A 13,449-nucleotide genomic window follows, 5' to 3' on the forward strand; every position below is an offset into this window, starting at 1 on the left:
AAATGGAGATGAATTGAATCTTATGATTCTTGATATCCCTAACCATTTTTTTGAATAGCACCCTATTCAACCCCTTTAAGAGATTCGACCATGTCAAGCTTCTTGATTTTGCGTGAAAACAACAAATTCACAAGAATAGATAATGCAAATGTTATCACAGCAGTCAACAGGAAGTTTGAAAGTGATATTGAAGGCAATATATAGAATGAATCACCGGAAGACTGCCACATGATATCCAAAATATAATAACCCAATGGAAGACCTAAAACAAATCCAATAGCTGTAAACCATAAATTTTGAGTTAACAGCAATCTTCTAAGAGAACCTGTCTTAAATCCTAAAACCTTTAATGTGGCAATTTCACGTTCAATTTCAGTGAAAGATAACAATCCTAAATTGTAAAGCACAACAACCGCTAAAAGACATGCAAAAAATATTAGAATGTAAACTAAAAGCATCATTGATTCAGTCATTTCATCCCAGCTGGTTGTCATGTCATTCATTGAATTAACAGCCTTAATGTCTGAGTAGTTCTTATCCACATGCTCAGAAGTGACAATGCTTGTTGGAGTATAGTTCAAATCCAATGCACCCAATTTATCAGATGACATTATAAACCCTTGTGAAATAGGATCTGCATGTATTTTATCAATTTTTGTTGATACCCATTTATCTGAACCCATAATATGCCATTTGACAGTATCACCAACACCAACACCCAGCAAATCAGCCATTTTTTGAGATATTGAAGTTTCATCGTTTCCGATTTTAATTTCATTCCTATCATAATCGGTAGGCGTTACAAGATTCGTGCCATTCAGTACCAGAAGTGAACCTGACTTTTTAGCATTGCCCGATTCGATTTCTATAGCACTTTCCATTAACTTATCACCATTGACTTCATCGGCTATATTATTTATGCTTGATATGCTTGCATTATCATTTACAATCAATTTTGAATCATAATGATTGATTTGTGAGTATTCCCATTCTTTCAAATCATGCATTCCATCATACATGCCGAATGCAGATACTAAAAGTGCAGCACAACCCATAACACCAACAATTGTCATTAATGCTCTGAATTTATTTCTTTTGGCATCACGATAGTTCCAGCGAACATTAAATGAAAACCTTTTCCATATGCTTGTTTTTTCTATAAATCCTGAAGAAGAAATTTTAGGCACCTTAGGCCTTATTGTATCTGCAGGATTTTCACTGGATATGCTTCTAACAGCAAAATATGAAACTAAAAGAGACATTACAACCATTATGATTGCAACATAAACAAAGTTCATGCTCCATGCAGGTTTCCATTCCGGTAAAATGTATGTGGCACTCATTGATGGATAAAATAAATTAGGCAATGTTAAAGGACCAATAATAAGACCTAAAATTGCTCCAGCCAATACCAGCCAGAAACCATATGAAACATAATGGAAAATTATACTTTTATTTGTATATCCAACTGCTTTCAATATACCGATTTGTGTTCTTTGATGGGCTATGATACGAGTCATAGTTGTCAATAAAATCAATAAAGCAATTAAAATGAATACAACTGGGAAAATATCCCCCATCATCTTATGCTGGTCTATTTCTTCTGAAAATTGAGACACACTCGGATTTTCTGATTTCTCAACAAATGAATTATAATCTCCGTCCAACTTATCTGAAAGCAAATCATTATAATTACCAGCAGATCCATCAAAATCAACTAATAATACATTATATGGAACATCAGATAATGGAAATGCTTCATAGGACAAATATGCAAAACCCATTTTATTGAAATCCGGGATTATTGATGAATCAGATGCATGATAAACATATTCTGGAGAATATCCCAATCCTTTAATTTCCTTTTCGATGCTTACTCCATTGAAAGTGAAAGAAATATTATCTCCAACTTTTAAATTCTTTGCATCAGCAAAACTCTTATCTAGCCATACTCCATCTTCATCACTAATGTTTACATCTTCACCTTCAAGAAGATAAAATTTAGAAATAGTATTGTTCTCTAAAAAATGCAATGTTATTTCCGGATCGTTTGAGAAATTTCCAATCGAATCTATTACAAGTTGTCTTTCAGTATCTTTTGTAGGTGATAGGTTATTTACCTTATCAACAAAGTTATCATCCAAGTTTGCTGAATAAATCCAACCATCTGCTAGGTTAGTTGCATCATAATAATCATTAACACTAACTTCCAAACCAACTGATTCTCCTCCGACACCAGCGAATACAAAAACACCTAAAAAAGCCATTAAAAAAATAGATAGAAACTGTGTTTTATGCTTCGCGATGTCTCTCAACATCTTTTTAAAAAGCATACACTCACCATTCAAGTTCGTCTACTTTTTTAGGATGTTCATTAATTGCAATATCTTCAATTTGGCCGTTTTTAATTCTGATAACCTTATCGGCCGCTTCAGCCAAAATTGCATTGTGAGTAACTATGATAACAGTCGTATTTCTGTTATTACTCATATCCTGAAGCAAGTTTAAGATTAAAACCCCAGTATTAGAATCAAGTGCACCAGTAGGCTCGTCACATAAAAGCATGGCAGGTTGTTTGGCAACAGCTCTTGCAATTGATACCCTTTGTTGTTCACCTCCGGAAAGTTGTGCAGGGAACTGATTGGCATGGCCAGCTAAACCAACGGAGTTGAGAACTGCTTTTCCGTCGATATTAACGTCGACAATATCCTTCATCAATTCCACGTTTTCAATTGCAGTTAAATTTGGAATTAAATTATAAAATTGAAAAATGAAACCTACATTTTTAGCACGATATTTGGTTAATTCATTGTCATTGAAGTTTTCCACATGTTCCCCATTCACAACAATCTGACCACTGGTTGCAGAATCAAGTCCGCCTAAAAGATTTAGAAGGGTTGACTTACCCGCTCCAGACGGTCCGAGAATTACAACAAATTCTCCTTCATCTATTGTGAAGTTAACATTATCCATCGCTCGTAAAATGTGATCTCCAGACTTATATTCTTTTACCACATCTTTAAATTCTATTAATGTGCTCATTAAATTAATCTCCCGTATTATTATTTAACACTTAATGTATTTATATAATCATCTATTTAATATTTAGGTTAACCAAAAAATTGTATTGAAATATCAAATATGCTTATAAGAAAAACTTCTTTAGTTTTTCTTTATTAATTTTATAATTATCCACAATTTTTCCATTTTCCAAATGCAAAATATGTGAACAGCATTCCATTATCAATTCAAAATCATGTGTTATGATAAATGAAGTAATTCCCAATTTCTGAAGATATCTGAGATTTTCAGAAACTTTAAGCATATTTTTTAAATCAAGACCACTGGTTGGTTCATCAAATATTAATATTTCTTTTTTAGAGGCAATAGCTGATGCTATAGCAACTCTTTGTTTTTCACCACCAGATAATGCCATCGGATGCTTGTCTTTTAAATGATACAAATTTAAATTAGACAAAATATTTTCAGCCAATCCAATATTTTCCTCATCCATACTTAACAGTACTTCATCCAAGACACTTTCTGTAAATAATTGATGGTTTACATCCTGCATTACCATATAAGTCTTTTTAAGTAAATCTTTTCTTTTTAGATTTTCATTTTTATAAATTACCTCACCTTTAAATGATCTTTTAAGGCCACATAAACAATTGGCAAAAGTGGATTTTCCAGCACCATTTTTTCCAATTATTGCAATAATCTCATTTTTAGGAATTTTAACCTGATCAATGTCCAAAACATGTTTTTTACCATATTTAAAATTAAAATTTCTGAACTCTAAAAACTCATTATTTTTAGAATAATATTCATTTTGTTTTATTTTTAGATTATCCAAAGTTATTTCTCTTAAACCAAAATCCCTATGATTTATATTATTAAACTCAGAAATCATCCATTGATTAAATATTTTACCTTTTTTTAAAAATATAACTCTATCAACGACATTTTTTAAAAAGAATAATTTATGTTCTGCAATTATTACAGTTTTACCCTGATTTTTCCAATTTTGAATTATGTTTTCCAATTCCCAACTTGATTCAGAGTCTAAATTAGAAGAGGGTTCATCTAAAACAAATATATCGGGAAAAACCGCTGATACTGATGCACATGCAATTTTTTGTTTTTCACCACCGGACAATTTAAAAATATTTTTATCCAACAAATTTTCAATTTTAAACTGGTTGACAACAATATTTAATCTGTTTTTTATTTCAGACTCATCAATTCCCAAATTTTCACATCCAAAAACTATTTCGCTTGTTGTATCAACATTGAAAAACTGTGTTTTTGGATTTTGAAAAACAGACCCAATATATCTAGATATTTCATAAACAGGCATTTCACTAATCAAATCATTATTTAAATAAACTTCACCTTGCTTTTTTCCATTAAAAAAATTTGGAATGAGACCATTTAAAAGGCGTGTTAAAGTAGTTTTTCCACACCCTGATTCACCACAAAGCAATATTACTTCACCTTTTTTAATATTTAAATCAATATTTTCAAGACCAGAATCATTATTATAAGAAAAAGAAACATTATTAACATTAATCAAATTAATGACCCCCTATAAAGTAAAATACGTATATTAAAAATCCAATTACAGATATTAGAAGCAATGAATAATCCAGTTTACTAAATTCAGTATCAACCAAATGTGTTCTTTTTTTAGGATTGCTCAAACCCCTTGTTAAAGAAGCGGCAGATAATTCATCACTTGTTTTAACTGCACTAATTAATATTGGAACCATATAAAATTCTATTAATTTCAATGGATTTTTAAAGGATTTGACAGTTAAACCAAAACCCCTCATCTTCATTGCATTAGTTATTGATTTAATTTCTTCAATGATAGATGGAATATACCTAAAAACAACTGAGAGAGGAATGATAATATCTTTTGGAACATTACTTTTTTCCATTGCAGAAATAAATTCACTTACCTTAGTTGAAGCTATTGTATAATATCCCATAATTAAAATAGGCAGCATCCTCGAAGAGGTGTAACTAAAAATCACCAGGATAATTGATATTATGCCTGTTGAATTTGGAAGTAAAAAAATTTGAATATATTTTGCAGCCACATACAATACAACATAAATTACTGCTGCTTTTTTATAATTCGAGAAAAATAAGCAGATAAATGGAATTAAGACTAAAATTCCACTAACATATATCGGTGCTTCATTAAATACCATGAAACTTATAATTACAAGAATTATAATTTTAGTTCGAGGATCTAATTTAAATTGGCCTAATTCCATTTTTATCACTTAAGCAATACCCGCTTTTTCAAAATGTTTTTTCAAAACAATTTTACCCACATATGCACTAATTAAACCGACAATGAATGTTACAATAACTAAAATAATTAAAACTTCATATGTTAAAAACGGTTCAATAACAGCTACATAGTCATTACCCATTGATGTTCTGATAGATTCTACAAAAAAATCTCTCAAAATAAAAAATGGCAACATGTTACCGAATATTCCCAATATAAAAACACCAAAACTAATAATGGAATTTTTAACTGATGAATAGTTACCTGCTTTTAAAATTAAATCTGCAATCAATGCAAATAATGTGAAAACCAAAATTGGTATCCATGTGTGTCCGGATAGAAACATGATAATGCCTAAAATTAATCCCATTAAAGTTACCATTCCAAATTTATTAACTCTTGTTAAAAACAACATATACGGAATTCCAGCAACTAATGCAGCCAATATCGGAAGTGCTATCATTAATATGGGAATATAACCCAACATACCAAATATAAATATCAAAACAGTCAGTATGACTGAAAAAATACCTACAGTAATTAAATCTTTCACGTTCAAACGTTCACTCATTAAAATCATCCTCCATATTTTTTAATAAATTAATGAGAATTATTGGGGAATCAAATTTTCCATTCCCCACTTAAATTTTGTAAATCCACCATTCTCTTAAACAAACCATCTTTAGACAGCAACTCTTCAGGTGAACCTTGCTCAGCAATTTTACCGTCATCTAAAACCACGATTTTATCTGCATTAGATATAGTTCGCATTCTATGAGCAATAATAATGACAGTTTTATTCTTGATTAATTCAGATAATGCCTTCTGGATTTTTGATTCGTTTTCAACATCCAAAAATGAAGTTGCCTCATCAAGCAAAATTACATTGGCATCTTTTAGAAGTGCTCTTGCAATAGAAATCCTTTGTCTTTGACCACCAGAGAGCAGTTCACCATTTTCGCCTATTACAGTATCATATCCTTCAGGCAATTTTTGAACAAATTCATCACATTCCGCTAATTTTGCGGCATTAATTACTTCTTCATCGCTTGCATCTTTTTTTCCAATGCGAATGTTTTCCATTATGGTATTGTTGAATAAAATCACGTCCTGAAATACAATTGAAAAGTTTTCTAAAAGTTTTTCTGAATCTAATTTAGATAAATCCTGTCCACCTAAAGAAACTTCTCCACTCACAGGATCCCAGAATCTGGCTGCAAGTTTTGAAACTGTCGATTTACCACCACCAGATGGTCCGACCAAAGCTGTTACCTCACCTTGTTTTGCAGTGAAATTAATATCGCTCAATACATCTTTCAAGTCATCATAATTGAAATTGACATTATTAAATTCAATGTCATAACCATCCAGTGAATACTCAGTCAGTCCACCACCAATGACAAGCTCTTCAATTTCTTTTGTACGGTCAACCTTCATATCCATCATATATATTTCAGATAAAAACATCAATCCGTTTTCAACAGGAGCATAGATTGTAGCTGAAGCTATTAAGAAGATTAAAAATGTGAAAATGCTTATTTGAGAATTCATGATTAAATAAGATCCGACCAATATTACTGAAACAAATCCTAATTTTAAAACCATATTCCCCGAAATTACTCCCATGGCAGTCATAAGTTCCGCTTTTATTCTTGATTTTTCAATTTTTCTTGTAAGGCCATTTAATTTAGATGAATATTCTGCCTCATGATTATATGATTTTAAATCTCTAATTGACTCAATGCTTTCCTGCATAGAATCCCCGCAATCAAGCAAATTATTCAATACAACATTTCCTTCCCTATAAATCAGTGCTCTGGAAACATACAATATAACAAAAGCAACAGGAACTACCCATAAAAGTGCAATAGCCAATCTCCAATCAAATACGAACAAACCAATTGCAGCAATAATCAATGAAATTATAGATCCTATAAGCTGTGGAACTGCATGTGAAAAAACATGTTCCAGGTCTGTGCAGTCATTCATAATTGTTGATGTTAAATCGGCCAAGTCCCTATTTTCAAAAAAGGATAATGGAAGCTTTCTTAAATTTTCACCCAGGTTTATTCTTCTTTTTTCACTTTCACCATAGGTGGTATTATAAACAAAGTGATATTGTTTCCATGCAAATACAAAAATTATCCCAAGAGCAATTAATATCAGAACTATGAAAAGTCCTAAATTTGGTTCTATGATTTCACCGCCAGTTAATGGGGACAACCACATGTAAAGCAATAGTGAGTATAATCCAATAGGGATCATAAATGAGATATTTTGAAGTGCGGTGTATATTATTCCCTTAACGAGATTATTGGAACCCTCTTTTGTTAGGCCAAATCTTTTTGATAAGTACTCTGAAATCATTTATATCGCCTCACTTTTGACTTTCCATTGAATGGACTGATTAAATTCATCCCACATTCTTGAATATAAACCATTACTGCCAACCAAATCATCATGATTGCCTTCCTCAACAATTCGGCCATTATCAATAACATAAATCTTATCAACATTCCTGATACTGGACAAGCGGTGTGCTATCATTATGACAGTTTTATCTTTTGTAATTTCAGAAATGGCCTTTTGAATCAGATATTCATTTTCCGGGTCTGCCAATGCAGTTGCTTCATCCAAGATAATGACTGGAGCATCTTTTAAAATAGCTCTTGCAAGTGCAATTCTTTGCTGCTGACCACCTGAAAGATAAGTACCTTCAGAACCGATGACGGTATCTATTCCATCTGGCAATTCATCAATTATATCATCGCATTGAGCTAAACTAATTGCTTCAAGAACTTCACTTCTAGACGCACCCTTACGACCAATAGCTACATTATTATAAATTGAATCTTTAAATAAAGTAGTGTTTTGGAAAACAAAGGAAATATTTGACATTAACTCTTTAGTTGAAATATCTCGAACATCAACATCCCCTAACTTAATAGTACCTTTATTTACATCCCAGAATCTTGGAATTAATGAGGCAATTGTAGTTTTTCCTCCACCTGACGGACCGACCAATGCAACTGAATCATTTTCATTAATTTTTAAATTAATATCATTTAAGATATGTTCATCACCAGAGGTTTCATCATAATCAAAGTAAACCCCTTCAAATTCTATAGCATGACTTTTAGGTTTTTGAGGGTTTTGAGGTTCAACTAGAGGTTTTTCGTTTAAAATCTCTTCAATATTGTCCAATGCATTACTTGCCAACATCCAATCTTGTGAAACCATCATTATTTTATTCATCATAACAGCACAAATTGGAGTAAATATTATGTAAAATAAGAAATTTGACAAAAATTTTACATCAACAACAGACCCTGCAAGCAGAATTCCCGCTGGAATCAGCAATGCGAAAAAACCATTAATAGATACTGTGAATGAAGTCATAGGAAGCTGTGTTGAAAATGCATATTCTGAAGAAAACTTGGCATAATTTTTAATTGCCAGTATAAAATTTTTATATGAATAAACACTTTGTTGGAATGCTTTTGTAACAGGAATTCCTCTTATATATTCAACAGCTTCAGCATTCATTTTTTCCAAGTATTTTTGATATTCCATCATGAAATTTTGGGATTCCCCTGTAAACATAGGAATCATAAACAAGAAACATAAAATTATTGGAATTAAACAAATCAATCCAAGAATCCAATCAAAACTAAACAATAAAATCAAAAATACTATTGGTGTTACAATAGCACCTGATAAATCAAATAATTGGTGTGCTAAAAAGCCTTCTGTTTTTGCTGTACTGAAATCAATTATTTTTCTTAAACCCCCGCTAGTATGGTTGGAAAAATATCCTAATGGTAATTTAAGCAAATGATTAAATGCTGCATCTTTCATATTTTTCTCATTTCTAAATGCGGACAAATGGGTGCACATCAAACCTGCAAAATTAAGGACAATTCCCAAAATTGCAAATAAAAATGCCCTAATTGCATAAACATCTATATTTTGTGCTTTTGTAAAGTCCGGAGCGACCACCAAAAGTGCATTTACTACATGCCAAATGTAAATAAATGGAATTAGCATGGAAATTGCACTTAAAGCAGACAATATAATACCAACGATTGAGAGGTATTTATATTTTCCAGAATAACTAAGCAATCTAAAAAATTTATTTTTACTTTTATTTTCTGACATCTTATCGCCTTAAATTAAATTTAGGCTTACCTAAAAATTTAAAATAACCAAAAAAGACAACTCTTTTAAAAATATTTAAAAATAAAATAAAAGAGTAAATTTAGTTATTTAAATAAAAAAAATTAAATAAACCTATTTTCAATAATAAAATTAATTTAATTTAGTATATAAATATATTTGAACTAAAAAGACAAATACTATACCAAAAAGACAAAAAATTAATGAAGATATTCAGAGGGAGTACATCCAACATAATCCTTAAAAGCTTTTGAAAATTTAGAAGGAGAACTATAACCGACCATTTTAGAAATTTCAGAGATATTATATTTACCTTCCCCAATTAACCTGCAAGCATAATCAAGCCGATATTCTTTTCTCCATTTAATAATAGGTTTTCCATATACTTCCTTAAAAGAATTCTTTAAAGAAGTTTTACTGATACCATATTTATTAGAAAGTTGATCAAGAGTTATTTTACTATCCAAATCTTTAATTAAATCCTTTTTAACATTTTCAACAATTTGAACCTGATTTTTAGAGAGGGAAAATTCATCATTTGTAAAATTCGTAATGGAAAAAAACAGCAATAATTCAACACATTTTAATTTGAAATATGATTCTTTAATTCGCTCATCAACATTATATAATTCGCCGATAACATGGTCAATGCGTTCATTGGAACGAACTAGCACATAGCCTCGGGATTTCTCTAATTCTTCATAAAACTCAATAACATCAAAATCAGGAATGAATTCTTTAATATGTTCATTTGCTATGTCTATATCAATAAAAAACTCAACACCATTATAAAATCCTAATGGAAAATCAGCCAATGTTTTTGTCATATCATAAATACTTATGCATAAATCACCCTTTCCAAAGTAAATTACCTTATCCTCCCCTACAGTATAAGCATATCGACCACTGGAACAATGATTAATTTCGAGCAATCTGGAGGGCAATTTATTTTCAATAAATACATTACTATAATTTTCCACATTAATATCAATGAAAGCTAAAACAATACCTGGAAATAATGAATATGTTTCCAATTTGCCATATTTGCCCAAATCAATTATTTTTTTAAATCCCTCACCATCAACATTAAAATCAGAAATAAAAACATTACCAAATAATTCATAAAGATTTTCATTCATACAAATATTTTTATATAAACAATACATATAAAACATTTCAAAACATATAATTTATTATAATAAATATTTAGGAAAAATCCAAATGTCATTTAAAAAAGATGAAATGTTAATAATGCCCGCAGTTGACATAAAAAATGGAAAATGTGTTCAGCTCGTTCAAGGCAAACCCGGCAGTGAAATGGTTGAAATAGAAAACCCAGAAAATGTTGCCCTACATTGGGAAAATGAAGGTGCAAAAAACATCCATGTTATAGATTTGGATGGAACAATTGACGGAAAAACCAGCCTGCCAGTGATTAAGAAAATATTAAATGAAGTCTCTGTTCCAATACAGCTGGGCGGCGGAATAAGAGATATCAAATATGCGAAAAAACTTCTGGACTTGGACATTGAACGATTAATAATCGGAACAATGGGAATACAAAACCCGGAAACAATAACACAATTATCAGAGGAATATGGCTCTGAAAGAATCATGATTTCTCTAGACAGTAAAGACAATAAGGTTGTCATTAAAGGATGGCAAGAAAAAATCGATAAAAGCCCCTCTGAAATTTCCAATGAATTCAAAGAGCATGGAGCAGGAAGCATTCTATTTACCAATGTTGATGTTGAAGGCCTATTGGGCGGATTTTATACAGACCCATTAATTGAGCTTAAAAATTCCGTAGATTTGCCAATTGTCTATTCTGGCGGAGTAACGACAATAAATGACATTAAACAGCTTAATGAAACTGGAGTGGAAGGTGTTGTTATAGGTTCTGCACTTTATAAAAATAAAATCGACTTGAAAGAAGCATTGAAATACCAGAAAAGGTAGTGAATATTTATGAAAAAAGTAATGGCAAGTGGAACATTTGATTTATTGCATCCCGGACATGGCATTTATCTGCAGGAAGCAAAAAATCTTGGAGGATATAATTCTAAACTTTATGTTGTTGTTGCAAGAGATTCTACTGTAGAAAAAAGAAAAAGAGTCCCTATTGTAGGTGAAAATCAACGTTTAGAATTAATCAAAATGCTAAAACCCGTTGATGAAGCTTATTTAGGTAATGAAGAAGGAGACATTTTTAAGATTGTTGAAGAAATTGACCCGGACATCATTGCAATAGGACCTGATCAAACCCATAATGTTGAAAAATTACAGAAAGCTATCGATGAAAGAGGGCTTAAAGCACGTGTTCAACGAGTAAGTGTTTATCATCAGGATGAACTTGACAGCAGCTGTAAGATTATTAAAAAAATAAAAATACCGATTTTGAAGGAAAAATTTTAGATAACTGTGAATAGGAGGAATCAATATGTATGAAGTAGCAATAATTGGAGCAAGCGGATATACCGGCGGAGAACTTTTAAGAATGTTATTAAATCATCCTGATGTAGAAGTAACTGATATTACTTCAAGACAATACGATGGTACACCAGCACATAAAATTCATCCACATATTAGAGATTCTGGGCTTGTATTTACAAATAAAAGTCCGTCAGATTTGGATGTTGATGTTGCTTTTACCGCAACCCCTCATGGTGCGTCAATGAAAATCGTGCCCGAATTATTGGATGCAGGCATGAAAGTAGTTGATTTAAGTGGAGATTATAGATATCGTGATACAGCAGTATATGAAAAATGGTATGGTATGGAACACACAGATAAAGAAAATAAAGGTGTATTCGGGCTTCCGGAATTATACCGGGACGAAATCAAAAAAGCAAAACTTGTTGCAAATCCAGGATGTTTCCCAACAGGAGCAATCTTGTCATCTTATCCATTAGTTAAAAATAATTTAGTTGATAGAATAATTATTGATTCAAAAACCGGTGTTAGTGGAGCCGGTGTTAATCCATCTTCAACTACACATTACCCAAATATTGCAGATAATGTTAATCCATATAAGATTTCATCACACAGACACATGTCAGAAATTCAACAGGAACTGCATGGTTTTGAAGATGTTAAAGTGTCATTTACACCACATTTAGTTCCAGTTATTCGTGGAATCCAGACAACAAGCCACAGTTTACTAATCAAAGATATCACACCAGAAGAATTAAGAGAAATTTATGAAAAAGAATATGGAGGAGAATATTTCATTAAATTAATGGATGAAGGAGAAATCCCTCATTTAAGCTCAGTTAGAGGATCCAATTTCGTCCATATCGGAGGATTTGAAATAGATGAAACAGGAAGAGTAGTGATGCTATCAGTTATCGATAATTTAGTCAAAGGTGCTTCAGGACAGGCAATTCAAAACATGAACATTTTACTTGGACTTGATGAGAGCACAGGCCTAAAACACTTTGGTCTTCATCCATAAGAGGTAAAAAAAATGAAAACTTTAATAATATACTATTCAGGAAGTGGCAGTACAAAGATAATGGCCAGAACATTATCCATGCATTTGAAAGCAGACATAATTGGAATAAAAGATTTGAAAAATAGGGAAGGTTTTGCAAACAGATTATTATCTTCAATTGATGCATTCAGAGAATCAAAAACAGAAATCTCCCCATCAAAAGTAGATTTAACAGATTATGATTTAATATATGTGGGAACTCCAACCTGGGCAAATAAACCTACTCCTGCAATAATTACTTTGATTGATAGATGCAATTGGAAAGGCAAAGATGTGATTCTATTTACAACTATGAATAAAGACGGATCTGACGAGCCAACAATTGAAAGACTTGAAGAAAAAATAAGTATGCGTGGGGGAAGAATTGTTGAGAGCTTTTCACTTAAAACAATGGATAAAAGTCCTGAAGATATAATTAACGATACTGAAGGAATTATCCAAACATTAGTTTTGAAAATGTATAGTGGTGTATAAA

At 31.4% G+C, this 13,449-nt stretch carries 11 protein-coding genes and 1 pseudogene; 4 read left to right on the plus strand and 8 right to left on the minus strand.

Annotation, left to right across the window (positions count from 1 at the left end; all coding sequences use genetic code 11):
- Positions 1–62 precede the first annotated feature (62 nt).
- The 8 genes from SM9_RS08830 to SM9_RS08865 all read right to left on the minus strand — a co-directional run bounded on the left by SM9_RS08830 (position 63) and on the right by SM9_RS08865 (position 10,620).
- A complete protein-coding gene (locus tag SM9_RS08830) occupies positions 63–2,333 on the minus strand; it encodes an ABC transporter permease (protein WP_058739798.1) in 2,271 nt (756 codons plus the stop codon).
- A 4-nt stretch (positions 2,334–2,337) separates the two neighbouring features.
- A complete protein-coding gene (locus SM9_RS08835) occupies positions 2,338–3,042 on the minus strand; it encodes an ABC transporter ATP-binding protein (RefSeq protein ID WP_058739799.1) in 705 nt (234 codons plus the stop codon).
- Between the two features lie 103 nt (positions 3,043–3,145).
- Entirely contained in the window at positions 3,146–4,576 is a 1,431-nt protein-coding gene (locus tag SM9_RS08840; RefSeq protein ID WP_058739800.1) for an ABC transporter ATP-binding protein, read from the minus strand.
- Between the two features lies 1 nt (position 4,577).
- Positions 4,578–5,285 carry an energy-coupling factor transporter transmembrane component T family protein gene (locus SM9_RS08845; protein WP_058739801.1) on the minus strand — a complete coding sequence of 236 codons (708 nt, stop codon included), beginning with the start codon at positions 5,283–5,285 and terminating at the stop codon, positions 4,578–4,580.
- Positions 5,286–5,294: 9 nt separating this feature from the next.
- Positions 5,295–5,876, minus strand: a complete 582-nt coding sequence (locus SM9_RS08850; protein ID WP_058739802.1) for an MptD family putative ECF transporter S component — start codon at positions 5,874–5,876, stop codon at positions 5,295–5,297.
- 50 nt (positions 5,877–5,926) lie between these two features.
- The gene (locus SM9_RS08855; protein ID WP_058739803.1) at positions 5,927–7,672 is read right to left on the minus strand and encodes an ABC transporter ATP-binding protein; all 1,746 of its coding nucleotides are present in this window, start codon (positions 7,670–7,672) and stop codon (positions 5,927–5,929) included.
- Complete coding sequence (locus SM9_RS08860) at positions 7,673–9,463, minus strand: ABC transporter ATP-binding protein (RefSeq protein ID WP_058739804.1); 1,791 nt, start codon at positions 9,461–9,463, stop codon at positions 7,673–7,675.
- Between the two features lie 218 nt (positions 9,464–9,681).
- Positions 9,682–10,620 carry a helix-turn-helix domain-containing protein gene (locus tag SM9_RS08865; RefSeq protein ID WP_232299120.1) on the minus strand — a complete coding sequence of 313 codons (939 nt, stop codon included), beginning with the start codon at positions 10,618–10,620 and terminating at the stop codon, positions 9,682–9,684.
- 82 nt (positions 10,621–10,702) lie between these two features.
- On the opposite strand from SM9_RS08865, the gene hisA reads away from it, so the two are divergent.
- The 4 genes and pseudogenes from hisA (at position 10,703) to SM9_RS08885 (ending at position 13,448) form a co-directional block, all read left to right on the plus strand.
- Positions 10,703–11,440, plus strand: a complete 738-nt coding sequence (gene hisA, locus SM9_RS08870) for a 1-(5-phosphoribosyl)-5-[(5-phosphoribosylamino)methylideneamino]imidazole-4-carboxamide isomerase (RefSeq protein WP_058739806.1) — start codon at positions 10,703–10,705, stop codon at positions 11,438–11,440.
- A 9-nt stretch (positions 11,441–11,449) separates the two neighbouring features.
- Positions 11,450–11,910 (plus strand): annotated as a pseudogene (locus tag SM9_RS08875) (adenylyltransferase/cytidyltransferase family protein).
- 11 nt (positions 11,911–11,921) lie between these two features.
- Complete coding sequence (gene argC / locus SM9_RS08880; protein ID WP_058739807.1) at positions 11,922–12,935, plus strand: N-acetyl-gamma-glutamyl-phosphate reductase; 1,014 nt, start codon at positions 11,922–11,924, stop codon at positions 12,933–12,935.
- A gap of 12 nt (positions 12,936–12,947) precedes the next feature.
- On the plus strand, positions 12,948–13,448 hold the full coding sequence (locus SM9_RS08885; protein WP_058739808.1) for a flavodoxin family protein: 501 nt from the start codon (positions 12,948–12,950) through the stop codon (positions 13,446–13,448).
- Position 13,449: the final 1 nt, after the last annotated feature.

The sequence above is a fragment of the Methanobrevibacter millerae genome (assembly GCF_001477655.1).
GTDB lineage: Archaea > Methanobacteriota > Methanobacteria > Methanobacteriales > Methanobacteriaceae > Methanocatella > Methanocatella millerae_A.

What these genes read in the sequence shown, in the direction of transcription:
- SM9_RS08830 (WP_058739798.1), bottom strand. Translation starts at nt 2,333, where the DNA reads ATGCTTTTTAAAAAGATGTTGAGAGACATCGCGAAGCATAAAACACAG.
- SM9_RS08835 (WP_058739799.1), bottom strand. Translation starts at nt 3,042, where the DNA reads ATGAGCACATTAATAGAATTTAAAGATGTGGTAAAAGAATATAAGTCT.
- SM9_RS08845 (WP_058739801.1), bottom strand. Translation starts at nt 5,285, where the DNA reads ATGGAATTAGGCCAATTTAAATTAGATCCTCGAACTAAAATTATAATT.
- SM9_RS08850 (WP_058739802.1), bottom strand. Translation starts at nt 5,876, where the DNA reads ATGAGTGAACGTTTGAACGTGAAAGATTTAATTACTGTAGGTATTTTT.
- SM9_RS08855 (WP_058739803.1), bottom strand. Translation starts at nt 7,672, where the DNA reads ATGATTTCAGAGTACTTATCAAAAAGATTTGGCCTAACAAAAGAGGGT.
- SM9_RS08860 (WP_058739804.1), bottom strand. Translation starts at nt 9,463, where the DNA reads ATGTCAGAAAATAAAAGTAAAAATAAATTTTTTAGATTGCTTAGTTAT.
- SM9_RS08865 (WP_232299120.1), bottom strand. Translation starts at nt 10,620, where the DNA reads ATGAATGAAAATCTTTATGAATTATTTGGTAATGTTTTTATTTCTGAT.
- hisA (WP_058739806.1), top strand. Translation starts at nt 10,703, where the DNA reads ATGTCATTTAAAAAAGATGAAATGTTAATAATGCCCGCAGTTGACATA.
- argC (WP_058739807.1), top strand. Translation starts at nt 11,922, where the DNA reads ATGTATGAAGTAGCAATAATTGGAGCAAGCGGATATACCGGCGGAGAA.
- SM9_RS08885 (WP_058739808.1), top strand. Translation starts at nt 12,948, where the DNA reads ATGAAAACTTTAATAATATACTATTCAGGAAGTGGCAGTACAAAGATA.